The following is a 22,113-nucleotide window of genomic DNA, read 5'->3' as shown; positions in this document are numbered from 1 at the left end:
AAATACCGTGACCGGGGCCACAGATCGACAATGAAGTACGACAGGAGTCGCGAATGAGTGAGTTGAGTTTCGAGGGCCGCGTCGCGGTGGTTACCGGCGCGGGTCGCGGCATCGGGCGGGCCCACGCCCGACTCCTGGCCGAACGCGGGGCGAGCGTCGTCGTCAACGACCTCGGTGGATCGATCGAGGGCGACGGCGCCGACACCACACCGGCGCAGGCGGTCGTCGACGGCATCACCGCGGCCGGTGGTTCGGCCATCGCCGACGGCAACGACGTCTCGACACCGGCCGGGGCCCAGGCGATCATCGACGCCGCGGTAGAGCGGTTCGGTCGCATCGACATCCTGATCAACAACGCGGGCATCGTCAGGTACGCGGGCCTGCCCGATGTCGAACTGGACAATGTCGAGCGACACCTCGCCGTACATCTGCTCGGCTCGTTCAACACCATGAAGGCCGCCTGGCCGCATTTCCTGAACCAGAGTTACGGCCGGGTCGTGCTGACCACCTCGAGCGGAGTCTTCGGCATGGACGTCAACCTGCCGTACGCGACGGCGAAGGCTGGCCTCATCGGCCTGGCGCGCAGCGCGAAGCTGGCCGGTGAACCGCACGGGATCAAGGTGAATCTGCTTGCGCCCGCGGCCTATACCCGCATGGCCGGTGGCGATCCCGACAGCGACGAGAATGCCGCGGCCGCCGCCGCGGCGATGCCATCGGAGTCGGTGGCGCCGATGGCCGCCTTCCTGGCCCACGAAAGCTGCCCGGTCAACGGCGAGATCTACACCGCGGGAGCGGGACGCTTCGCGCGACTGTTCCTGGCCTCGACGGAAGGCTATCTGGCACAGGGCCCGGCCACGATCGAGGATGTCGCCGCGCACTGGGCGGCGATCAATGACGAGACCGGCTATTACGTGCCGACGGATCTGATGAATTGGTCCGCCACATTCCTGAAGCATCAGTTCGCTCAGATGAGCGCAGACGCAACGCCATAGCGGCGACAGGCAGCAGCCCGTCGCTTGCCGCACCCGGTGGGACAGGTGCGGCGAGCGACGGGCTTTCTAGTGTTCGAGTCCCTTCGCGAGCAGCACACCGAGCACGGAACGGCCGTGGGCCAGTTCGGCTTCGGCCGCCGCCTCGTCGATCCGCTCGATCAGAATTCCGTTCAAGAAGATCTCGCAATAGAAGCGCGCGAGCTCATCCACCTGCAGGTCTGCGCGCCGACCCACCCACTGATATGTGTAGTTGTGCAGGTTCAGGTACGCGAGGGTGGTGAGTTCCAGATCCCGCACCCGCAGCTTGCCCTGCCGATGCCCGTCGGCGAGCACGTCGCGGATCTGCGACTCGAAACGCTGGCGCTTGGCCCGGAATCGAATGCGGTACTCACCCTGCAGTTGATGGTGCTCGTGCAGAAAGACCCACACATGATCTTGCCGGTGCACGATCTGGCGCAGTAGCGATTCCGAGAGCAATCGCAGACGGGTCTGGAAGCCGATATCCAGCCGGACGATCGCCGAGGCCTCGGTGAGCAGTGGATCCATTACGCGGTCGTGGATCTCGGCCAGCAGCTCTTCTTTGGAGCCGATGTAGTAGTACAGCGCACCGCGGGCCAGTCCGGCGGCCGTGCCGATATCGGCGACCCCGGTGCTCGCATAGCCGTTCTTCGAGAAGAGCTCGACGGCGACATCCACCACTTGCTCCCGCTTGCGGTAGTAGCGGGCGGTTTTCGCGCGTTCCGTGCGCGTTGCAGGCATCGCGGCGCTCCTTCCTTCGAGCGAAAACAGTTCGGTGCAGGTCAGGCATAGCGCCTCACCTGCACCGAACCGAATCCGGAATCCGGCCGACCCGCGTCAGACGGTCGCGACCGGGGTCAGTGGGCTGCCCATCGTCCCTGGCAGGCGCAGTGGCGGCGCCGTCAGCAGGAAGCGGCTGCGCTCGTGTTCGCGCAGCCAGGTCGCCAGTTCCTCGGTGTACCAGAGCTCACCCAACGGGATGCCGAGCTTGAACAGGCACAGGTTGTGGATCGGCAGCAGCGTGTGCGGCGTCTCGCTGTCGGGCGCCCAGCCTTCGACCGCGTAGTTGTCCGAGACGAGTGCCGAGATCTGCGATTCGGCAATCCACTCCAGCAGCGACTCATCGGTCGCGTCGAGATAGGGGTACATGGCCTGGATTTCGGGTCCCGGGTTCTTCTCCCAGGCGAGAACCTGAGTGGCGAAGCCGGTGTGCAGCAGGAGCATGTCGCCCGGTTCCACCACGACGTTGTCCTTCGCCATGATGTCTTTGAGCATCTTCAAATCGACCGGCTGCCAGTCGCTTCCGAGGTGCGATACGTCGATCAGGACGCCGCGGCCCTGCATGCCGTGCGCGGCCATGTGCTCGCAACCGAGGTGCTTGGCGAAGGAGACGCTTCCACTGCCGTCACCCTTGGCGTCCTCCTGGGGACCGACGATATCGGTCCCTGGACGAAATCCGTTGTAGTACACCGGTTCCGCGACACCGTCGCCGTCCGCGTCGAACAGCGCGCCCTGATGCGCCAGCGAGTCCCACTGCGTCGAATACTGCAGCCAGAGCGTCACGACATCGTCGCTCCACAGATCGATGAAGCTGGGGGCGATCTTGTCGCGCGCCACGACGTTGTAGAAGGTGTCCTGGTTGTGCGCCAGATCCTCGGTCGGCCGCAGGATCGGCGGATACCGGCGCTGGTTCAGCGCGCTACCGCCCGGGTAGTCCAGCGGCAGGCTCAGGCTGAAGGTGATGCCGTGTTCGACCTCGCGCACACCCTGCAGAACCTTCTCCGGGGTGAGCAGGTTGACCCGCCCCAGTTCGTCGTCCTCGCCGAAATCGCCCCAGTTCGAGCCCGGCGGGCGCTGCTTCCACCGCTTGGTCACGGTTCCTCCTTGTGTCCGGTCGTCGATGACTGAAGTCACACTCTATGTATGTTGTACCGATCGGTCAACGAAAGATTGTTTTTCGGTGACCGATGCGGCGAAACCTCTACCTCGACCCTGCCGAGTTTATTAGACTGACCGGTCGAGACATCATTGCCTTCGCAGATCCGCGCAGGCAGATCACCCTTTTGGAGAACACACAATGAGCGATTCGACGGAAGCCGCCGTCGCGGCGGCGGTACGCAACTTGATCGGCAGGCACATCCAAGCCCAGGACGCCGGTGACAGCGAAGCCGTCGTAGCGCTGTACACCGCCGACGGCGTACTCGAGATTCCGGGCGCCGACCCCATCAGTGGCCAGGAGGCCCTGCGGGAGGCGTTCAAGGGCTGGGCCCCCACCCAGCCACAGCGGCACCTGGGCGGCAACACCGTCATCACCTCCTGGACCGAGGACTCCGCGACCGCCGTCAGCGACGTGGTCTTCTTCCAGCGCGGCGAGGCGGGCTGGGCGGTCGGGGTGGTCGGCCGCTACGAGGACACCTTCACCCGCCAGGACGGGAACTGGAAGCTGCAGCGCCGCAAGACCACCTACGAAGCCTGACCACCGAACCTCGATTGGAGACCCACGTGAGCACTTCCACCGAAGCCGCCGTCACACCGGGTGTGCTCGGCACCATCGCCGAGTACGCGCATGCCCTCGATTCGGGACGGACCGACGATATCGTCGCCCTGTTCCTCTCCGACGGCTCGGCCGAAATCCTTGGCATAGCGGCCGTCGAAGGCCATGAAGCCATCCGCCAGCTCTATGCGAACATGGCGCCGACTCAGCCGCAGCGGCACCTGGTGGCGAACACGGTCATCACCTCCGCGACCGCCGACGAGGCGAGCGCCGTCAGTGACTTCGTCTTCGTCCAGCGTGGCGAGTCGGGCTGGGCCGTCGGGGTCGTCGGACAGTACGAGGACATCCTGCACCGCACCGAAGACGGCTGGCGGTTCAAGTCCCGCAAGACCAGCTTCGTCATGTGAGAAACGTTGTGGTTCTTCGTGTTCCGACCATGACCTGACCCTCTCGGCGGCGCCGGTGCGATCCTCCGATCGCACCGGCGCCGCCGATCGCTTATGCGGCGGCTTCTTCCGCTTGCGATCCGATGAAGGTTGCGTATTCACTGGCGGCCAGCTCGCCGATCAGGCGTTGCAGATTGGGCCGCCCGGTCGGATTCAGCAGCTGCTTGACCGCTTTTCCGGGGATATTGGATCCGAAGAAGTAGCTGCTCTCGAGGAACAGCGACCCACTGCCGTTGACGGTCTCGGTCCACTCGGCCTCGGCCGCGGGATCGACCTCGACGATGTCGAAGCCGCTCGCACGCGCGTGCCGCAACACTCCGATGACGCAGTCGACCTGGTCGCCCGCGTAGCGTGGGTTGTTCCCGAGCGCACCGTGCGGACCGCCGGGGAAGAAGAAGTTCGGGAAACCGGCGGTAACGACGCCCAGGTAGGTATTGGGGCCCTCCGCCCAATACTCTTCGAGCGCAAGACCGTCGCGGCCGCGGACGCCGAGCCGATTGAGCGCACCGGTGCCGAAGTCGTAGCCGGTCGCCCAGATGATGATGTCGAACTCACGCAGGCCTTCGGCCGTCTCGATCCCGGTCTCGGTGATACGAACGATCGGGGTCTCTTTGAGCGCGACGAGCGAAACGTTCGGCTTGTTGTAGGCCTCGAAGTAACCGGTCACGAAGGGTGGACGCCGACCGGCGTAGATGTGGTCCTTCGGGATCAGTTTGTCGGCCGTCGCGGGATCGGTGACGATGCCGCGGATCTTGTCCGCGAGGAATTCGCAGAACTCCTTGTTCACTTCGGGATTGGTCGTGAAGTCGATGTAGTTTTCGGTCAACTTCGTGAAACCCGGGCTGTTCCACATCTTTTCGAAGAAAGCCTGCCGCTGTTCGGCCGTATCGTCGGTGGAAAAGCGGCTGGGCAGCGCATGTAGGAATCCACTCGGCGAGGTGTTCAGGGTCTCGCGGATCCGTTCGAAGTCGGCCTTGATCTCGGCCCGCTCGTCCGCGGTGAGCGGCGCGTTGTTCAGCGGTGTGCACCAGTCCGGAGTCCGCTGGTACACCGTCAACGAGGCGACCTGGTCGGCGATGGCCGGAACGATCTGCACACCACTGGATCCGGTACCGATGATGGCGACGCGCTTACCGGTGAAGTCGACCGGCGTCTTCGGCCAGCGGCCGGTGTGGTGCTGTTCGCCGCCGAACATCTCGCGTCCGGACACCTCCGGAATGAACGGCACCGAGAGCACGCCGGTGGCGGCGACGAGGAAGCGTGCGCGATGCTCGGCGCCGTCATCCGTGCGCACCGTCCAGATACCGGCCGACTCGTCGAATTCCGCGGCCGTCACCCGGACGCCGAATCGGATGTGGCGGCGCAGATCGAATCGGTCCACCACGAAGTTGAAGTAGCGTTCGTTCTCCGGCTGGCCGGTGAACCGCTCCGACCACTCCCACTCCTCCCACAGTTCCTTGGAGAACAGGTAGCCGTAGCTGTAGCTCTCGGAGTCGAAACGCGCCTCGGGATAGCGGTTCCAGTACCACGTCCCGCCGACGCCGTCGCCCGCTTCGAGCAGCTGCACCGAGAAGCCCTCCTCGCGGGCCCGGTACAGCTGATAGATGCCCGTCACGCCCGCGCCGACCACCAGGACGTCGACCGCGTCAGCCGTCGTACCAGCGGCTTTCGCCGATCCACTCATACGTTCTCCAATCTCGAATGGGTCGTCTGCTGCACGACGCCAAAGATGTTTCGACCGGTCGGTCTATGACGTTGGTCACGAGACTAGAGCCGAATCCGATCGGAATCAACAGCGTCCTCGTCCGAACATTTCGCACGCGCGAACGCTGTTCACTCATTGATTGTACCGACCGATTGTTCTAACATTGCGGCAACCAGCAGCACAACGGAATGCGATGGGAGTCGCTGATGACAACCAAGGACACCGACTTGCGCACCGAGGGTCTCGCGGTGATGCGCGCGGCCCTGCCCGGTGTGTTTCCCGAGGGCGATATCGACCTGCGCGACGGTCAGCTCGGTGAGGACCTCGTCGAGATCGGCCTGGTCAGTGTGTGGGCCCAGCTGTGGGGCCGGGAGGGACTCGCCCCGCGCGATCGCAGCCTGGTCACGCTCGGCATCCTGATCGCGCTCGGGTCCGAGACCGAGTTCGGCCATCACGTCCGAATCGGCTTGACCAACGGATTGACCAAGGACGAGATCGCCGAGGTCATCTACCACGCCAGCGGCTATGCCGGATTCCCGCGCGCGACCGCGGCACGCACCGCCGCCCGTGCCGCGCTGGGTGAATCGGCGCCGGGCGAATAGCCCGGCCCGGCAACCGATTTCGACGCAAAGGAACGAATATGTCACTCGCAGGCAAGATCGCCGTCGTCACCGGCGGCGGTAGCGGGATCGGCCAGTCCATCGCGACCGTACTCGCGGCCAAGGGCGCCGCCGTCGCGATCTGGGACCTGAATCCGGAGAACGCCGAGAAGACCGTCGCCTCGATCCGCGAAGCGGGCGGCACCGCCATCGCGGTCGTCGGCGATGCGGCCGATGCCGATGCCATCGCAGCGTCGGCGGCCCGCACCCACGCCGAGCTCGGACCCGTCACCGTGCTGGTCAACAATGCCGGAATCACCACGTACGAGCCCTTCACGAGCCTGTCCGAGGATTCCTGGGATCGTATGATCGGGATCAATCTCAAGGGCCCCTTCCTGGTTACCAAGGCGCTGGTCCCCGATATGCTCGCGGCCGGTTGGGGCCGGATCATCAATATCTCCTCGTCCTCCGCGCAGACCGGAGCACCGGGCATGGCCCACTACGCGGCTTCCAAGGGCGGCGTGATCGGCCTGACGAAGGCGTTGGCGGTCGAGTTCATCGAACAGGGAATCACCGTCAACCATGTTCCGCCCGGATTCATCGACACCCCGCTGACCCGCCAGACCATCGACGTGGAAGCGGCGGCGGCGCATATGCCGATGAAGCGGGCCGGGCAGCCGGAGGAGATCGGCCACGCAGTCGCCTATCTCGCCTCCGACGAAGCCGGTTACGTCACGGGTCAGACGCTCAGCGTGAACGGCGGACGCTACCTGTTCTGACAGACTCGATCCGCCGAAGCCCGGTTCGCGGCCGGATGGATTCGCCTCCAGGTGGGAGTGCTCGGCACTCCCGCTTCCCGGCAACGGCGCCGGTGGCGGTCCCCGATGATGTGGATCTGGAGGCGAATCCGGCCGGGCCTTGACCGCGGTCGGGTCGTCGGCGAACTGCACGGGATCTGGCGCTGGACGTCCTGGGCCACTTCGCGTTGATAGTCAACTTCTCAGCCTTGAAGGACCGAGCTCGCAGCTCTTACCCGCGCCTGGCTGGCGTGGACTCGGCCGCGTCGTCGGCAGCGTGACTCACTGCCCAGCCCGCAACAGCGCGTGCGGCGATATTACGGGCTGCGTTCACGTCAGCGTGTTCAGCGAAACCGCATGACGTGCACACAAAACTGGCCTGGTTCGGCCGGTTCTTCTTCGACACATGCCCGCACCCTGAGCATTGCTGGGAGGTATACCTCGGGTCGACGTAGGTGACGGGGATCCCGGCGCGTCGCGCCTTGTAGGCGATGTAGGTGCCCAGTTGCGCGAAACTCCAAGAGTGCAACGTGACCCGCTGGGGCTTGCGTAGCCGTACCCTCTCGCGGATACCGCCCAAATCTTCGAGGGCGATACCACGTGAGGTGCGTTGAGCCTCGGTCACGATCATCTTGGAAACACGGTGGTTGGTGTCGGCGGCAAACCGCTTCTCGCGGCCGGAGACCTTACGCAGCAGCCGCTTCGATGACTTCGTTCCCTTCCGCTGCAGGCGTTGGCGGATGCGCCGGTTGCAGTGCCGGACCTGGTTGAGCTGTTTCCCGGCGTAGCGAGCGCCGCCGCTGGTGGTAGCGATGTTGACGATGCCCAGATCCACCCCGACGAACCCGGCGCTCGGGGTGATGGGTTCAGCTTCGGGGACCTCGCACGTCGCGTACAGGTACCAGTGCCCGCCCCGATACACAAGGTCGGACTCGCCGCGACGGTGGTCGGTAAGCATCTTCGCTTGCTCAGCAGAGCAGTCGAACGGAATGTTCCTGGCCCGGCCGTGGACGGTCCAGATGGATACAGTGCGGGCATCGAGCTGCCACGACAGGCAGCGATCGTCGAACGGTTGCGCCGCGTCCTTGCGGAACCGGATCGGTTCAGCTTCAACACGTTCGCGACGTTTCGACCCGGCCGGGCCGTAGTTCCCGGCCGCCAGATTCGCTTTCAGTGTGGCGTAGGCCCCGGCGGTCTTGCGGATGCAATGCAGGGCGGGCTGCGCTGATACCCCGAGTTGCTTGACAGCGGTATAGGTCAGCCGTTGCAGGGCCTGCTTACCGATGATGCCGGTGGTGAACGCGGCACGCGAAGCACAGTTAGCCGCCTGGTTGCACAGCGTCAGCGTCTCCCGCAGCGCGGACGCGGTCGCCGCGTCGAGGAGCAGTTTAACCTGCACAACCAGCTTCACGCTGACACACTAACAACGGCAAGAGTTTCCCAACCAAGTTCGGAAGTTCTTGTGGGGCGGGTATTTCCGGTCGCCGACGTATTTCGCGGCATTATGCAGCGGTGCGCCGCTGTCAGCGCTCGCGAAGTACATCGACCAGCAGAAACGACCGGACTAGACTGCGGTCCACAATTCTCCCAAGCCCTGAAGCGGTACCTCTCTCGTCCCTCGATGCGCTGGTGGCAATCGGTTCAGGGATCCGCACCCAAGGTTACTTGTACCGGTCGGTCCAGTCTTGGAAATGAGGGTACTAATCGCTACCAGGCGACCGGCAGCTCGTAGATGCCGTAGGCGAGCGAATCACCCTTGAACCGCAGCTGGTCGAAGTCGACGCCCAGCCGCAGCGTCGGGATGCGACGGTAGAGGGTGCCGAATACGACCTCGAGTTCGATGCGCGCGAGCTGCTGGCCGATGCACTGGTGCGGGCCCCAGCCGAAGGCATGATGGTGGCGCGCCTCGCGCAGGAGATCCAGCTTCTCGGGCTCCGGGAAAGCCATCGGGTCGAAGTTGGCCGAGGGCAATGAACTGATGATGCCCTCCCCCGCACGGATCGTATGTCCTTCGACCTCGATATCTTCGGTGGCGATGCGCCGCTGAAGCAGATGGGGGATGGTCAGATAGCGCAGCAGTTCCTCGACCGCGCCCGCGATGACCTTCTTGTCCTCGGTTTCGCGCAGCAGTGCCAGCTGGTCCGGATTCTGCAGCAGCAGCGCGGTCGCGAGCGTGATCATATTCGCGCTGGTCTCGTGACCGGCGATGAGCATGATCATGCTCATGATGGTGGCGCCGGGCATATCCAGCTCGCCCGCCTTGACCCGCGCCGCGAGGTCGGAGACCACGTCCTCTTCGGGCTTTTCCATCTTGGCCACGATCAGCTTGCCCAGGTAGGCGCCGAGCTCCGCATTCGAGGCGTTGCTCTCCTCCGGGGTCACCTCCCGGCCATTGGTGATCTTGGCGTGCCCCTCGAAGAAGTCGTGATCCTCGTACGGCACGCCGAGCAGTTCGCAGATCATCAGCGACGGCAGCGGCAGCGAGAGCGCCTCCACCAGGTCGGCCGGGTTCGGGCCCGCCAGCATCTTGTCGATGAGGTCATCGGTGACCCGCTGGATCGCCGGGCGAACCTTCTCCATCCGCCCGCGCGTGAACGAATTCGTCAGCATCCGGCGCAATCGCGCGTGCTCGGGGCCGTCGGTGTCGAAGAGGGTCTTCGGCCGTTCGTGAATCGTCTCGGCGATGGCCCGGGTCATATACGGGAACCCGGGCAGATGATCGTTGGCGCTGACGCGCGGATCCGCCATTACCTGTCGCTGGACGGCGTGCGATGAGATGAGCCACGGGGTCAGACCATCCCAGGTGCGCACTCGCGACAGCGGGACACCGGCGGCGTGCAGCTCACGCAATTCCGGCGAAGGCAGGAACGGGCACTTGGCATCTCGCGGCGTCGGGTATTCGGGGACATCCACGGTCTCGGTCATGATCGGCTCTCCTTGGGTCGACATTTCATTCCTCGATGGAGATCGCCATCGCGGGACAGACGGCCGCCGCCTGACGGACGTCCTCGGCCTGTTCGGCCGATGGGTGTTCGTTCAGCAGCACCGCGATGCCGTCCTCGTCACGCTGGTCGAACACCTCGACAGCGGCGGCAACGCAATTTCCGGCCGCGACGCACTTGTCTTCGTCGATGACAACCTTCATCGGGTCTCTCCTGGTCTTTCGGTGAATTGGGCTGGGGCTGAAGGCGATCAGGGCCGAGGGCTGGTTGCCGCGAGACTCGGGAGCGCATCGACGATCTCCTGTCGGCGCAGGCGAGTCTGCTTGGGCATATTCCAGCCGAGGACTCCGGTGACGACACCCGCTTCGCGGTACCGCGCGACGAACCGTCCGGTCGCCGGGTCACCGTCCACGATGTCGACCTCGGCGCCGATGGGGAGCCTGCCGTGCACCTGGATCTTCACGTCGAATTGATCGGTCCAGAAGTAGGGCACCGGCACATAGGGGTGGTCCTCCCCCATGATCACACCGGCGACGGCCGCGGCCTGCTCGGTGGCATTGGTCCGGTTCTCCAGGCGGATCAGCCCGCCCAACTGCTCGTGATGCCACCGGGCCAGATCGCCGACGGCGTAGATTCCCTCGGCGGCGCGGCAGCGGGAATCGCAGACCACACCGTTGTCGAGCTGCAGCCCACTGTCTTTCAGCCACTCGGTCGCCGGGGCCGCGCCGATCGCGACGACCACCACATCAGCGGGCAGCACCTCGCCGGTGCCGAGCCGCACGCCGGTAACCCGACCGTCCGCGCCGTCCAGGCCGACGACACCGGTGCCGAGTCGCAGCCGCACACCGCGCTCGGCGTGCAAGTCCGCCAACAGTTTCGACACCATCGGGCCGACCTGCAAAGCCATGGGGGCCGGCTGCGGACCGGTCATCGTCACGTCCAGCCCGAGCGTGGTTGCGGTGGCGGCGATTTCGGCACCGAGGACGCCCTCGCCGACGACGACCAACCGCGAGCTGATCAGCAGGTCCGCCCGTAGCGCCAACGCGTCGTCGAGGGTGCGCAATACGTGCACACCGATCAGGTCATCGTGTCCGGGCAATGTCCGCGCCCGCACCCCCGTGGCGAGCACGACCGCATCCGCCCGCAATTCGTGTCCGGCCGCAGTGCGCACGGTTCGGGTCGCCGGATCCAACCCCGTCGCCGCGGCCCCGAGTACGAAGTCGGCATCCAATGCCGCCAGCATCTCCTGCTTGCGCAGCGCGGCCCGATCCGGCTCCCACGCGCCCGAAAGCACCTGCTTGGACAGCGGCGGCCGATCGTAAGGCGCATGCGGCTCATCGCCGAGCACCGTGATCGGGCCTTGAAAGCCCTTGCGCCGCAGCGATTCCACCGTCGACAGTCCGGCCGCCGACGCACCGACCACCAGCACCTGTTCCGGCGCGGTCATGCGACTGCCTCGCGAACAAACCTCATCTGCGACTCCTGTTCGACTGCCTGGTGCCCGGCGACAATCGAATGTTAGACCTATCGGTCGGTACAATCAAGGTTAGCCGCCGGACCCGGGACAAAAGAGTGAACCTATTTCCCGGCCGCCACCTGCACGGCGGCATACGCGCCGCCATCGACGAGCAGGTCGATGCCATTGAGGAAACTCGCCTGATCCGACAGCGCGAAGGCGACCACGGCGGCAACCTCACCCGATTTGCCCATCCGCCGCAACGGCGTGCCCTCGACCAGCTTGCCCATGATCGGATGCGCTTCGGCTTCCTGTCTGCCCTGGGGCGTTGCGATGACGCCGGGCGATACCGAGCAGATGCGCGCGCCGGCCGGGCCGAGGCGCATTGCCTCATGCCGCACGAACCGGTGCACGCCGCGCTTGGCCCAGCTGTACGCGATGCCCGTGTTCTCGACGGATACGCCGAGCGTCTCGCGCATGCGCTCCAGGAACTTCTCGTCGAGCGGATCGTCCAGAATCGCCAACGCCGCCGGATCGGGCACTGAGGGATCGAGCATCGGCGACATCGATGCGAAGCACACCAGCGCCGTCCCCGTCGTGGCCAGCGGCCGCAGCGCCTCGGCCAGCCGAGCCGTACCGATCAGGTCGACCTCGAAGATCCGGCGCCAGTCCGCCATGGTCGGCGATATGCCCGCCGCATGCGCGACCGCGCGCAGTGTGCCGAGTTCGCCTGTGCGAGCAGCGAGTCGAGCCAACCCGTCGACATCGGTGATATCGAGGACGAACGGTTCGACGCTCGCGCGCCCGGCCTGGTCCAGTTCCTCGGCAGCCACGGTCACCGTCGCCTCGTCCCGGTCGACGAGCAGCAGCACGTCCACCGAATCGACCATGCGCTGCGCACACGAATTGCCCATGCCCCGGCCCGCGCCGGTCGCGATACCTACTGTCGTCATGCCATCCTCCTGTTGTCGGCTGCGGGACCCGGCCCGACAGCCCTCGAATTCCGAAGTTCGTCAACTCGACGATGCCGAGGACGACGCGCCGGGGCGAGGGAGCGCGGTCCCGGATGGACGGTGTACCTGGCTACACCATTACGGCGGTGACGGTCGCCAGATGCTGTTCGGTGCGCACGATGACGAATGCCAAAGCCGCACAGTGGGTATCGGCCGCACCATCGCACCGGCGCAACAGGATTCGTGGGCGGCGCCTTCGTGCTCGAATTCCTACGGCGCACCGAGGACGCGGTGGTATGCCTGCCGCACGACGCCGCCGGTGATCCGGCGGCGCGCTCATGAGCTCGCTGCGGCACGCCGCCAGCGCTTTACGGCATATCGGCGATTCCGGGCGGGCGGACGGGGGTGGCGCGACGGCCGTGTGAGCGAATCAGGCTGTACCGTCGCGCAATACGCGCTTGAGCACCTTTCCGGAAGGGGTTCTCGGCAAGGTGTCGATGCATTCGATCTCCGCGGGCACTTTGTATTTGGCCAAGCGGGTGCGACAGAAATCCTTCAGCGCCTCGGGGTCGAAGTGACTACCCGCACGCAGCACGACGAATGCCTTCGGCACCTCGCCCCAGCGCGGATGAGGCATGCCGACGACCGCCGCCTCGATGATGTCCGGGTTCTCGTACAGCACCCGCTCGACCTCCGGGGTGGCGATATTCTCCCCGCCCGAGACGATCATGTCCTTCTTGCGGTCCTCGATGTAGAGGTACCCGTCTTCGTCGAGACGGCCGATATCGCCGGTGTGGAACCACCCGTTGCGCAGGGCCGAGCGGGTCGCCGCCTCGTCCCGCCAGTAGCCGGAAGTCACCTTGGGCCCGCGGATGACGATCTCACCGAGTTGTCCGGCCGGAACATGGGTATCGCGCTCGTCGAAAATGGCGACCTCGACATCGGCCACCGGCCGCCCTACCGAGCCGACCTTCGATCGCATGTGCTCGGCGTCGTTGACGGTGTCGCCGGAGACGGTTTCGGTGAGCCCGTACGCGTCGGCGAACCAGACACCCGGGAAGGCATCGGCGATCCGGTCGAGCAGCGGAATGGGCATCTTCTCGCCACCGCCGGTGATGAAGCGGATCGACGAGGTGTCGCGATCGGCGATATCAGGCAGTTGCAGCAGGCCGTTCATCATCGACGGCGCCAGCCAGACATTGGTCGGGCGCAGTTGTTCGATCGCGTCCATCACCGCGGCGGCGTCGAACCGGCGGATCAGGCTCAGTCGGCCACCGGCGTGGAAGGTGGCCAGACCCGGCAGATCCATCCCGCCCACGTGGTAGAGGGGGCCGCACACCAGAGTGTTGTCCGCGGCGGTCAGCGAGAACTCGATGATGTGCGCGAGGTTCTTCCAGGTCAGATTCTGATGCGAGATCATCACGCCCTTCGGGCGCGAGGTCGTGCCCGAGGTGTACATAAGTCGTTGCAGCGCATCGGGTTCCACATCGACGACCTCGGTCGTGCGGCCGATATTCGGTCCGACCAGCGCGTCGTATTCCAGCCACGACGGATCCGGCGCGGCATCCAGCGTCACGCGGTGTCGCAACAGCGGCAGCGACGGCGCCAACGCATCGATCCCCGCCGTGAACTCCGACTCCGTCACGATGGCGCCGGCGTTCGAATGCTCGAGAATGTACTGCCATTCCGCCGGGGACAACCGATAGTTGAGCGGCATGATCGCGGCGCCGATGTGATTGGCCGCGAGCATGGTTTCCACGAATTCGACCCGGTTGTACAACAGCACGGCGACGATATCGCCCGCGTCGACACCCAGTTCACGCAGCACGAGGGCCAGCGCATGCACGCGGGTGCGCAGCTCGGCGTAGGTCAGGGCCCGATCGCCTTCGGACAATGCGATGTCGGCTGCGTATTGTTGCGCGTTCCGGTCGAACACGGCGGCGAAGTTGAACATTCACGGGCCTTCGCTGTGAAGAGGAAGCTGTAAGTTTTCTGTACCGGTCAGACTAATCAACCGTCGCGCGGCAGACAACCATCGACGACGGTTCCGCCACATCACGGCAATGAGTAGCCGCCGTCGACGACCAGGGAATGCCCGGTGACCCAACGGGATTCATCGCTGGCGAGATAGACGACCGCGCCGGTGATGTCGGCCGGTGCGCCGAATCCGAGCGGATGCTTGGCCTCGATCGCATTCATCGCCTCGGCGGGCAGGCCGTCGTGCACGGCCGTCGGAAAGGTGCCGGGACATACGGCATTGACCCGAATTCCCTCCTTGGCGTATTCGAGTGCGGCGACCCGGGTCAGGTGGATCACTCCGGCCTTCGACGCGCAATAGGGCGCGGCATACGCCCAAGCGGTCAGCCCGCTGACGGAGGCGATATTGACGATGGAGACATTCGCCTTCTTGCGCAGTGCGCGGGCGACGGCGCGGATGCCATGGAAGGTGCCGGTCAAGTTGACCGACATCGTGCGCTGCCAGTCCGCGGTGGACAGATGGTGGATACGGGCGTTCGGCGACACGATGCCCGCGGTATTCACCAGCACATCGACGGTGCCGCTGCGTTCGACGGCGGACCGGATGAGTGCGTCGAACTCGTCACCGTCGGCGACGTCCAGCCGTTCGGTCACCACGGCAATTCCCTTGTCGCGCAATGTATCCGCCAGCGATGCCATGGCATCGACAACGAGATCGGCGAGGACGAGATCACGAACCCCCTCCTCGGCGCAGCGCAGGGCGACCGCCGAGCCGAGCGCGCCACCCGCGCCGGTCACCACCGCGGTCTTGCCTTCGAGCCTCGAACCCATGTCGGCCTCCCATGTCGGGACAGTGAATTAATTAGAACACTCGGTATACAAAACCAAAACCACAAATCTGTCAAGGTCCGGCGTGCCGACCCCGGAAACGCCGAACGCCGCGTCCGACAGCACGTGGCTGTCGAACGCGGCGTTCCGATCGGTCAGGTACTAGGCGGTACTCGCTGCCGTCTGTGCCTCGACCTGCGCCTCCAGCGCCTCGAGATCACATTTGCCGTCGGCGAAGCCATTGAAGAGCGTGTGGCAGTAGGACTTCGACAGGAATTTCGCATCCCAGCGCTTATCCGGATCCAGCCACTGATAGGTGCGGTTGTGCATATTGAGGAACTGCAGCATGGCCAGGGTCGGATCGGCCTTGCGCAGCGATCCGTCGTCCATCGCGTCGACCAGCAGCGACCGCACGACATGCTCCACTTCTTTGCGCTTCTCGAGCATGCGGGACAGATTCTCGCCGGTCAGTTGGCGATAGTCGTGTTCGTACACCCAGATGTGATCCAAGCGCTCGAAGATGACGTTCAGCAATTCCTCGGACAACAACCGAAGTTTGACCAGTGGCCGCGCATCCAACTCCTGGATACGCGCGGCGACGACCAGCAACGGGTCGAGAACCCGGCCCTGGATTTCGACGAGCAGATTCTCCTTGGAGCCGATGTAGTAGTACAGCGCGCCCTTGGCCAAGCCGACCGTGTCACCGATCTCGATGATCCCGGTCGCCGCATAACCCTTTTTGGCGAACAGCGCCGCTGCCGTATCGATGATTTCCTGTCGCTTGACCTCGTAGGCGGGTCCGTGTCCTGGTGGTCGAGCCATCTCATCCCTCCCGCGGTCGCGTGCGAACCGAGTATACGCAGAGTGAACGGTCGGTAGAAACTACCGTGTCGGCGTCTGTCCCGGGTGGGCGTCCAGCGATTCGCGAATCGCGGCCTCGATGCGCGCCTCGTCGGGCAGCCAGATCTGCTCCAGCGCCGGAGTGTACGGCGCGGGTGTCGCTCCGGCGGTCACCCGGATCACCGGCGCGTCCAGGTACCAGAATCCCTCGCGGACAGCGCGAGCGGCCAGTTCGGCGCCGACACCGAATTCACCGACGGCCTGGTGGACGACCACCAGACGATTCGTCTTTTGCAGGGAGGTCAGGACAGTATCGAAGTCCAGGGGGCTGATGGTCCGCAGGTCGATGACCTCGACCTCGATGCCCTCGGCGGACAGGCGATCGGCGACGGCGAGGCAGTCGTACATCATCTTCGAGTACGACACCACGGTCGCATCCACGCCCGGACGCCGCACGATCGCCTTGCCGAGTGGCACAAGGTGATCCGCCGACGGCTCGGGCCCCTTCTTGCCGTACAGCAGGCGGTTCTCGATGAAGATCACCGGATTGGGATCCTGGATCGCGGCCCGCAGCAAGCCGTAGGTGTCGGCCGGAGTCGACGGCATCACCACCGTCAACCCGGGGATATGCGCGAGCAGACCCTCCAGGCTCTGGGAATGCTGACTGCCGGAGGATTTGCCCGCGCCGAATTGGGTGCGCACGACCAGGGGCATGGTCACCGCGCCGCCGGTCATGAAGCGCAATTTGGCCGCCTGGTTCATCAATTGATCCAGGCACACGCCGATGAAGTCGAAGTACATCAATTCGACGACCGGGCGGTAGCCCGCCATCGCCGCACCCACCGCGGTCCCCATGATCGCGCTCTCGGAAATCGGGGTGTCGCGGACGCGGCCCGGGAATTTCTCGGCAAGACCGCGAGTCAGACCGTAGACATTGCCGCCCTTTCCGACATCGATACCCGCCAGGAAGACGGTGGGATCGTCCTCGAGCTCGCGGGTCAGCGCATTGGTGATCGCATGCATGATCTTCAGCGTTCCGCCGGTCGGGGTCGCCGGTTCCGGTATTTCGGCACGCGGCGTGGTGACGAAATCGCCGACCGTCTCGGCGGCGGGATACGGTGCGGCGGTGGCCTGCTCGATCGCGTGCGCGATCACGGCATCGACCTCGCGCTCGACGACAGCCAGTTGCTCGGCCAGCCCGCGCCCGCGCAGGGTGTCGCCGAGCAGGATCAGCGGATCGCGCTTCTTCCATTCGGCGAGTTCTTCGGCATCCCGGTAGCTTTCGGGATCGCCCTCGTAGTGCCCGTGCCAGCGGTAGGTGGTGGCCTCGACGATCATCGGGCCCGCCCCGGCGCGCAGCCGCGCGACCAGCTCGCGCTGTAGCGCCGCGACCTGCACGACATCGTTGCCGTCCACCCCGTGGTATTCGACGCCGTAGCCCGCCGCGCGCTCGCGCAGGGTCGCCCGGTGCTGGTCGGCCGCCGCGGAGAATTCGGAGTAGCCGTTGTTCTCACAGAAGAAGATGACGGGCAGGTCCCACACCGCGGCCAAGTTGACCGATTCATGGAACACGCCCTGTGCGATGGCGCCGTCGCCGAAGAAGGCGACGACCACGCCGCCGCCTCGGCGCAGCTGGGCCGCGGTACCGGCACCCACCGCGATCGGGAGCCCCGCGCCCACAATGCCGTTCGCACCGAAGATCCCCTTGCGCGGATCCGCGATGTGCATGGATCCGCCGCGCCCCTTACAGGTTCCGGTCTCCTTGCCCATCAGCTCGGCGAACATGCCGTCGACATCGAGGCCCTTGGCGATGCAGTGGCCGTGGCCGCGATGGGTCGAGGTCACCACATCCCGGTCGTCCAGTGGCCAGCAGGCGCCGACCGCGGATGCCTCCTGACCGATGGAAAGGTGCAGGAATCCGGGTATCCGGCTGTCGCGGTAGAGCCGGGCGGCGTGCTCTTCGAACCGCCGAATCGTCAGCATTCTCCGGTAGATCTCGGTCAGCGTCGCCGCATTCCCCAAGTCCGTTGTCCGCAAGTTGGATTCAGTCATTGTCATGGATTTCTCACCGATCGCTCGACGGCCTCGCACTCGGTGCGACTGTTGACGTGCGGCACCGACAGTCAATATTATACCGAGTGTTCGAAAAAACAAGAGTCGCTGTTGGCGACCAGATGACAGGACGGACTCGCCATGGATCTAGACCTGCCCGCCGAGGCGATCGAGCTACAGAAGCTGTGCCGTGACTTCGCCGAACGGGAGATCGAGCCGCACGCCGAGTCCTGGTCGGAGCAGGAACGATTCCCGTCCGAGGTCTTCTTGAAAATGGGCGAGTTGGACCTCACCGGGCTGCTCGTCGCGCCGGAGTACGGCGGCACCGATGCCGGGTTCGTCTCCTACGTGGCCGCCATGGAAATGATCGGCGCGGCGGATCAGTCGCTGGCCGCCTGCTGGAACGCCCACTCCACCATCGCCTCACTCCCCCTGGCCACCTTCGGCACCGCGGAACAGAAGGCCAAATGGCTGACGCCGCTCGCGAGCGGAACCCATATCGGCGCCTTCGGGCTGACGGAACCGACCGCGGGCTCGGATGCGGCCGGTATCCGGACCACCGCAAAGTGTGACGGTGACGGATGGCTCATCAACGGCACCAAAATGTTCATCACCAATGCGGGCACCGAGATCAGTCTCGGTGTCACGATTCTCGCGGTGACCGGTACCGACGATGACGGAACCAGAAGGTACGGAACGTTTTTCGTGCCGACCGGCACACCGGGCTACACCGTTGGGCATCCGATGAAGAAGCTCGGCTGGCATGCGATGGATTCGCGGGAGCTGATCTTCGACGATTGCTGGATCCCGGGCGAGAACCTGATCGGCGACGAGGGCAACGGGCTGCGGCAGTTCCTCGATGTGCTCGACGGCGGCCGCATCAGCGTCGCCGCATTGGCACTGTCGCTGGCCCAAGAGGCGCTCGATCTCGCGGCCACCCACGCATCCCAGCGCGAGCAGTTCGGCAAGACGCTCTCGGCGTTCCAGGCGGTACAGCACAAGCTCGCCGATATGGCCACCGAGGTCGAAGCGGCCCGCGCCCTCGTCTATCGCGCCGCGTGGCTCGCCGACCAGGGCAGGCCGTTCGGCCAAGCGGCGGCCATGGCCAAGTTGTACGCCTCCGAGGTGGCCAATCGCGCGGCCAGCGCCAGCGTCCAGATCCACGGCGGGTACGGCTATATGCGCGAGTCGAAGATCTCGCGCTTCTATGCCGATGCCAAGATCCTCGAAATCGGCGAGGGCACCAACGAGATTCAGCGCAATGTGATCGCGCGATATGTGGCGCGCTCGGCCCGAGCCTGAAAGCGGCGGGTGGGCAGCCGACCACTGCCCACCCACCCGGTCAGAAAGTCGGCAGCTGGGGGCGCTTCTTGACATAACCTCCCGCGTCGACGCGCATCTGCATGCCGGTGACCCAGCGGGATTCCTCGGAAATCAGAAACAGCACGGCGTCGGCGATGTCCTCCGGCTCGACGTAGGGGTTACCCATGCCGGTGGTCGCGGGGAAGGAAACCAAGGCGTCCTCGCGCGTCGGATTCTCCAGATCGGGCCGGAACGAGCGGTACATCAGCTCGTTGTTGAGCATGTCGGTGTTGACGTTCGTCGGGTGCACCGCATTGGCTCTGATCTGCCGGGATGCCAGCACGGTCGCGAGATCGTGGATGAAGGCGGCGACGGTGCGCTTGGCGAAGGAGTAACCGAGACCCCCGGGACCGTTGGCCGGGTTGTCGACGCTCGCGGGAATCAGTGCCGCGATCGATCCGGTCGCGACGATCGAGGCACCGGCCTTCAGATGCGGCAGGGCCGCCTCGACGGCATGGACCACTCCGTTGAAGTCGACGGTGATGGCATCGATGAAGGCCAGCGCACTGTCCTGCGGCCCCAGCGGAGCGATACCGGCTTGTGCGACCACGCCGTCGAGCCGACCGAACTCGGCCACGCCCTCGGCCACTACCGCCTTCAACGCGGCCGGGTCGCGCACATCGGCCTTGCGGGCGACGATGCGCCGCCCGAGCTTGTCCACCAGGCGGGCGGTTTCATCGAGATCGTCCTGAGTCGCCAATGCATAGCCGTTGGTGGCGATGTTCTCGCACAGATCCACGGCGATGATGTCGGCGCCCTCTTCCGCAAGCCGCAGCGCGTGTGCGCGCCCCTGGCCGCGGGCGGCTCCGGTAATGAAGACGACTTTGTCCTGTACTCGACCCATCGTGGGTTTTCCTTCCATCGACTCTCGCGGCGCGGCGGGACTCCTCGAGTGCGGGCGCGGCTCTACTCCGGCGCTGGGCGTGGACACAGCGCGGCCGCACGATCCCAGCGAGCCGGTGCCATGAGCATAGTGAGTGCAGCTGGAAATGGGTAGACTGAATATTGGCTGATTAGTTGACGAAGGCACAGTTTCCGCTGAGTGAGAAGTAATCAGGTGTACACAATAAACCGAGTGATATAGAGTTTGTGGGCCAGCACACAGCTGGCTTTCGGCTCTGCACTGCGTGTGTCGAGGGCGGAGCAAGCCTCCTGCGGGAGGCGGTTCCCCCGGCGCGCCGCGATCTGGACGAGGGAGCACAACGATGCCATTGCAGCCATGGATGAAGCTGCTGTCGACCGATGACCACCTGATCGAGCCCCCGCGGCTGTGGGTGGACCGGTTGCCCGCGAAGTACCGGGAGGCCGGTCCGCGGATCGTGGAGCAGACTCGAGAGGGCAATGCCGCACCGGCGGAGGTGTGGACCTATGAGGGTCGCATCTACCCGTATATCGGCCTGAATGCCGTTTCGGGCAAGAAGCCCGAGGAATTCGGCACCGAGCCGACTCGCTACGACGAGATGATCCCGGGCTGCTACGACCCGAAGGCCCGGCTGCGCGATATGGACCTCGACGGCGTCTGGGGCGCGCTGTGCTTCCCGTCGTTCCCGCGCTTCGCGGGCACGGTATTCCTGGAGGGCCAGGACAAGGAACTCGCGCTGCTGTGTGTGCGGGCGTGGAACGACTTTGTGCTCGACGAGTGGTGCACCGCCGGTCCGGCCGACCGCCTGATCCCGCTGAGCATTCTGCCGCTGTGGGATGTGCAGGCGTGCGTCGCGGAGATCCACCGGGTCGCGGCCAAGGGCTCGAAGGCGATCTCCTTCCCGGAAAATCCGGCGCCATTGGGATTGCCGTCGTTCTACAGCGATTACTGGGATCCGATGTTCTCCGCGCTCGAGGAGACCGGCATGCCGCTGTGCCTGCACTTCGGCACCTCGGGCAAACCGCCGAAGACCTCCGAGGATGCCCCGTTCGCGGTGACCATCTCGCTGTTCGGCTGCAACTCCATGTTCGCCACCGCGGACCTGTTGTTCTCGCCGGTGTTCCACCGGCACCCCAAGCTGAAGGTCGGTTTATCCGAAGGCGGCATCGGCTGGATGCCGTACATGTTGGAGCGGATGGACGGAACGTGGGAGCGACACCGCTTCTACCAGAACATCAATCAGGATGTGCGGCCGTCGGACCTGTTCAAGAAGCATTTCCACGGCTGCTTCATCGACGACCGGTTCGGCATCGAGGTGCGCCACCACATCGGCGTCGAGCGCATCACCTGGGAATGCGACTACCCGCACTCGGACTCGTACTGGCCCAAGAGCCGTGCCTACGCGGCCGAAGTGCTCGCCGACGTACCGGATGACGAAGTGCACGCGATGGTCGAGCTCAACACCCGTCGTCTGTACAACCTCCCGGCATGAGCGAGCACAGCGAGCGAACAATCAACACAGCCGGGCGACCGCTCGTGACGCCGCCGAGCGCTAGCGAGGTGGCGGCATGAGCGAGCACAGCGAGCGAACAATCAACACAGCCGGGCGACCGCTCGTGACGCCGCCGAGCGCTAGCGAGGTGGCGGCATGAGCGAGCACAGCGAGCGAACAATCAACACAGCCGGGCGACCGCTCGTGACGCCGCCGAGCGCTAGCGAGGTGGCGGCATGAGCGAGCACAGCGAGCGAACAATCAACACAGCCGGGCGACCGCTCGTGACGCCGCCGAG

General features: G+C 65.2%; 21 protein-coding genes and 1 pseudogene. 9 read left to right on the top strand and 13 right to left on the bottom strand.

The features are described 5' to 3' along the window. Window positions 1-53: 53 nt before the first annotated feature. On the top strand, window positions 54-992 hold the full coding sequence (locus ACQPZ2_RS15680; RefSeq protein WP_433526221.1) for an SDR family NAD(P)-dependent oxidoreductase: 939 nt from the start codon (window positions 54-56) through the stop codon (window positions 990-992). Between the two features lie 66 nt (window positions 993-1,058). On the opposite strand, the gene ACQPZ2_RS15675 is transcribed toward ACQPZ2_RS15680, so the two are convergent. Both ACQPZ2_RS15675 and ACQPZ2_RS15670 read right to left on the bottom strand, forming a co-directional pair. Next, a complete protein-coding gene (locus ACQPZ2_RS15675) occupies window positions 1,059-1,751 on the bottom strand; it encodes a TetR/AcrR family transcriptional regulator (protein ID WP_433526220.1) in 693 nt (230 codons plus the stop codon). Window positions 1,752-1,847: 96 nt separating this feature from the next. Then, window positions 1,848-2,885, bottom strand: coding sequence for a cyclase family protein (locus tag ACQPZ2_RS15670; RefSeq protein ID WP_063038670.1), 1,038 nt, complete (start codon window positions 2,883-2,885; stop codon window positions 1,848-1,850). 202 nt (window positions 2,886-3,087) lie between these two features. On the opposite strand from ACQPZ2_RS15670, the gene ACQPZ2_RS15665 reads away from it, so the two are divergent. Next, window positions 3,088-3,486 carry a nuclear transport factor 2 family protein gene (locus ACQPZ2_RS15665; protein ID WP_433526219.1) on the top strand — a complete coding sequence of 133 codons (399 nt, stop codon included), beginning with the start codon at window positions 3,088-3,090 and terminating at the stop codon, window positions 3,484-3,486. Between the two features lie 26 nt (window positions 3,487-3,512). After that, window positions 3,513-3,911, top strand: coding sequence for a nuclear transport factor 2 family protein (locus tag ACQPZ2_RS15660; RefSeq protein ID WP_433526218.1), 399 nt, complete (start codon window positions 3,513-3,515; stop codon window positions 3,909-3,911). Window positions 3,912-4,002: 91 nt separating this feature from the next. Here ACQPZ2_RS15660 and ACQPZ2_RS15655 read toward each other — a convergent pair whose 3' ends face one another. Beyond that, window positions 4,003-5,634: a flavin-containing monooxygenase gene (locus tag ACQPZ2_RS15655; protein ID WP_433526217.1), complete on the bottom strand. Its 1,632-nt coding sequence runs from the start codon at window positions 5,632-5,634 to the stop codon at window positions 4,003-4,005. Between the two features lie 227 nt (window positions 5,635-5,861). Here ACQPZ2_RS15655 and ACQPZ2_RS15650 point away from each other — a divergent pair, with 227 nt between their 5' ends. Both ACQPZ2_RS15650 and ACQPZ2_RS15645 read left to right on the top strand, forming a co-directional pair. Then, on the top strand, window positions 5,862-6,257 hold the full coding sequence (locus ACQPZ2_RS15650; RefSeq protein ID WP_063038678.1) for a carboxymuconolactone decarboxylase family protein: 396 nt from the start codon (window positions 5,862-5,864) through the stop codon (window positions 6,255-6,257). Between the two features lie 38 nt (window positions 6,258-6,295). Beyond that, complete coding sequence (locus ACQPZ2_RS15645) at window positions 6,296-7,033, top strand: SDR family NAD(P)-dependent oxidoreductase (RefSeq protein WP_433526216.1); 738 nt, start codon at window positions 6,296-6,298, stop codon at window positions 7,031-7,033. 250 nt (window positions 7,034-7,283) lie between these two features. Here the strand turns inward: ACQPZ2_RS15645 and ACQPZ2_RS15640 are convergent, their stop codons facing one another. Further along, on the bottom strand, window positions 7,284-8,462 hold the full coding sequence (locus tag ACQPZ2_RS15640) for an RNA-guided endonuclease InsQ/TnpB family protein (protein ID WP_433526215.1): 1,179 nt from the start codon (window positions 8,460-8,462) through the stop codon (window positions 7,284-7,286). Between the two features lie 28 nt (window positions 8,463-8,490). Between ACQPZ2_RS15640 and ACQPZ2_RS15635 the strand changes: the two are divergent. Then, window positions 8,491-8,619, top strand: a pseudogene (locus tag ACQPZ2_RS15635) (IS200/IS605 family transposase); the annotation flags it as partial. 139 nt (window positions 8,620-8,758) lie between these two features. Here the strand turns inward: ACQPZ2_RS15635 and ACQPZ2_RS15630 are convergent. The 4 genes from ACQPZ2_RS15630 to ACQPZ2_RS15615 form a co-directional block, all read right to left on the bottom strand. Continuing rightward, a complete protein-coding gene (locus ACQPZ2_RS15630; protein ID WP_433526214.1) occupies window positions 8,759-9,976 on the bottom strand; it encodes a cytochrome P450 in 1,218 nt (405 codons plus the stop codon). A gap of 25 nt (window positions 9,977-10,001) precedes the next feature. Further along, a complete protein-coding gene (locus ACQPZ2_RS15625; protein WP_433526213.1) occupies window positions 10,002-10,196 on the bottom strand; it encodes a ferredoxin in 195 nt (64 codons plus the stop codon). A gap of 47 nt (window positions 10,197-10,243) precedes the next feature. After that, window positions 10,244-11,440 carry an NAD(P)/FAD-dependent oxidoreductase gene (locus tag ACQPZ2_RS15620; protein WP_433526212.1) on the bottom strand — a complete coding sequence of 399 codons (1,197 nt, stop codon included), beginning with the start codon at window positions 11,438-11,440 and terminating at the stop codon, window positions 10,244-10,246. 131 nt (window positions 11,441-11,571) lie between these two features. After that, window positions 11,572-12,402 (bottom strand): SDR family oxidoreductase, encoded by an 831-nt coding sequence (locus ACQPZ2_RS15615; protein WP_433526211.1) that lies wholly within the window; start codon window positions 12,400-12,402, stop codon window positions 11,572-11,574. 186 nt (window positions 12,403-12,588) lie between these two features. On the opposite strand from ACQPZ2_RS15615, the gene ACQPZ2_RS15610 reads away from it, so the two are divergent. After that, window positions 12,589-12,744: an SDR family oxidoreductase gene (locus ACQPZ2_RS15610; protein ID WP_433526210.1), complete on the top strand. Its 156-nt coding sequence runs from the start codon at window positions 12,589-12,591 to the stop codon at window positions 12,742-12,744. A gap of 88 nt (window positions 12,745-12,832) precedes the next feature. On the opposite strand, the gene ACQPZ2_RS15605 is transcribed toward ACQPZ2_RS15610, so the two are convergent. The 4 genes from ACQPZ2_RS15605 to ACQPZ2_RS15590 form a co-directional block, all read right to left on the bottom strand. Further along, window positions 12,833-14,356, bottom strand: coding sequence for an acyl-CoA synthetase (locus tag ACQPZ2_RS15605; RefSeq protein WP_433526209.1), 1,524 nt, complete (start codon window positions 14,354-14,356; stop codon window positions 12,833-12,835). A 101-nt stretch (window positions 14,357-14,457) separates the two neighbouring features. Next, a complete protein-coding gene (locus ACQPZ2_RS15600) occupies window positions 14,458-15,210 on the bottom strand; it encodes an SDR family NAD(P)-dependent oxidoreductase (RefSeq protein ID WP_433526208.1) in 753 nt (250 codons plus the stop codon). A 159-nt stretch (window positions 15,211-15,369) separates the two neighbouring features. Continuing rightward, complete coding sequence (locus tag ACQPZ2_RS15595) at window positions 15,370-16,029, bottom strand: TetR family transcriptional regulator (protein WP_433526207.1); 660 nt, start codon at window positions 16,027-16,029, stop codon at window positions 15,370-15,372. Between the two features lie 60 nt (window positions 16,030-16,089). Beyond that, window positions 16,090-18,099, bottom strand: a complete 2,010-nt coding sequence (locus tag ACQPZ2_RS15590; RefSeq protein WP_433526206.1) for an alpha-ketoacid dehydrogenase subunit alpha/beta — start codon at window positions 18,097-18,099, stop codon at window positions 16,090-16,092. A gap of 141 nt (window positions 18,100-18,240) precedes the next feature. On the opposite strand from ACQPZ2_RS15590, the gene ACQPZ2_RS15585 reads away from it, so the two are divergent. Continuing rightward, complete coding sequence (locus ACQPZ2_RS15585; RefSeq protein WP_433526205.1) at window positions 18,241-19,401, top strand: acyl-CoA dehydrogenase family protein; 1,161 nt, start codon at window positions 18,241-18,243, stop codon at window positions 19,399-19,401. Window positions 19,402-19,441: 40 nt separating this feature from the next. Here ACQPZ2_RS15585 and ACQPZ2_RS15580 read toward each other — a convergent pair whose 3' ends face one another. Next, window positions 19,442-20,305 (bottom strand): mycofactocin-coupled SDR family oxidoreductase, encoded by an 864-nt coding sequence (locus ACQPZ2_RS15580; RefSeq protein ID WP_433526204.1) that lies wholly within the window; start codon window positions 20,303-20,305, stop codon window positions 19,442-19,444. A gap of 361 nt (window positions 20,306-20,666) precedes the next feature. On the opposite strand from ACQPZ2_RS15580, the gene ACQPZ2_RS15575 reads away from it, so the two are divergent. Next, window positions 20,667-21,815: an amidohydrolase family protein gene (locus ACQPZ2_RS15575; RefSeq protein ID WP_433526203.1), complete on the top strand. Its 1,149-nt coding sequence runs from the start codon at window positions 20,667-20,669 to the stop codon at window positions 21,813-21,815. The last annotated feature ends 298 nt before the right edge of the window (window positions 21,816-22,113 follow it).

The sequence above is a fragment of the Nocardia pseudovaccinii genome, assembly GCF_050942345.1.
In the GTDB taxonomy this organism is placed as follows: domain Bacteria; phylum Actinomycetota; class Actinomycetes; order Mycobacteriales; family Mycobacteriaceae; genus Nocardia; species Nocardia pseudovaccinii.
Note: the sequence above shows the minus strand (reverse complement) of the source record. Positions and strands in the feature narration are given on the sequence as shown.

What these genes read in the sequence shown, in the direction of transcription:
- ACQPZ2_RS15580 (WP_433526204.1), bottom strand. Translation starts at nt 20,305, where the DNA reads ATGGGTCGAGTACAGGACAAAGTCGTCTTCATTACCGGAGCCGCCCGC.
- ACQPZ2_RS15655 (WP_433526217.1), bottom strand. Translation starts at nt 5,634, where the DNA reads ATGAGTGGATCGGCGAAAGCCGCTGGTACGACGGCTGACGCGGTCGAC.
- ACQPZ2_RS15625 (WP_433526213.1), bottom strand. Translation starts at nt 10,196, where the DNA reads ATGAAGGTTGTCATCGACGAAGACAAGTGCGTCGCGGCCGGAAATTGC.
- ACQPZ2_RS15630 (WP_433526214.1), bottom strand. Translation starts at nt 9,976, where the DNA reads ATGACCGAGACCGTGGATGTCCCCGAATACCCGACGCCGCGAGATGCC.
- ACQPZ2_RS15595 (WP_433526207.1), bottom strand. Translation starts at nt 16,029, where the DNA reads ATGGCTCGACCACCAGGACACGGACCCGCCTACGAGGTCAAGCGACAG.
- ACQPZ2_RS15605 (WP_433526209.1), bottom strand. Translation starts at nt 14,356, where the DNA reads ATGTTCAACTTCGCCGCCGTGTTCGACCGGAACGCGCAACAATACGCA.
- ACQPZ2_RS15610 (WP_433526210.1), top strand. Translation starts at nt 12,589, where the DNA reads ATGCCAAAGCCGCACAGTGGGTATCGGCCGCACCATCGCACCGGCGCA.
- ACQPZ2_RS15680 (WP_433526221.1), top strand. Translation starts at nt 54, where the DNA reads ATGAGTGAGTTGAGTTTCGAGGGCCGCGTCGCGGTGGTTACCGGCGCG.
- ACQPZ2_RS15665 (WP_433526219.1), top strand. Translation starts at nt 3,088, where the DNA reads ATGAGCGATTCGACGGAAGCCGCCGTCGCGGCGGCGGTACGCAACTTG.
- ACQPZ2_RS15645 (WP_433526216.1), top strand. Translation starts at nt 6,296, where the DNA reads ATGTCACTCGCAGGCAAGATCGCCGTCGTCACCGGCGGCGGTAGCGGG.
- ACQPZ2_RS15575 (WP_433526203.1), top strand. Translation starts at nt 20,667, where the DNA reads ATGCCATTGCAGCCATGGATGAAGCTGCTGTCGACCGATGACCACCTG.
- ACQPZ2_RS15600 (WP_433526208.1), bottom strand. Translation starts at nt 15,210, where the DNA reads ATGGGTTCGAGGCTCGAAGGCAAGACCGCGGTGGTGACCGGCGCGGGT.
- ACQPZ2_RS15615 (WP_433526211.1), bottom strand. Translation starts at nt 12,402, where the DNA reads ATGACGACAGTAGGTATCGCGACCGGCGCGGGCCGGGGCATGGGCAAT.
- ACQPZ2_RS15590 (WP_433526206.1), bottom strand. Translation starts at nt 18,099, where the DNA reads ATGACTGAATCCAACTTGCGGACAACGGACTTGGGGAATGCGGCGACG.
- ACQPZ2_RS15585 (WP_433526205.1), top strand. Translation starts at nt 18,241, where the DNA reads ATGGATCTAGACCTGCCCGCCGAGGCGATCGAGCTACAGAAGCTGTGC.
- ACQPZ2_RS15620 (WP_433526212.1), bottom strand. Translation starts at nt 11,440, where the DNA reads ATGACCGCGCCGGAACAGGTGCTGGTGGTCGGTGCGTCGGCGGCCGGA.
- ACQPZ2_RS15650 (WP_063038678.1), top strand. Translation starts at nt 5,862, where the DNA reads ATGACAACCAAGGACACCGACTTGCGCACCGAGGGTCTCGCGGTGATG.
- ACQPZ2_RS15675 (WP_433526220.1), bottom strand. Translation starts at nt 1,751, where the DNA reads ATGCCTGCAACGCGCACGGAACGCGCGAAAACCGCCCGCTACTACCGC.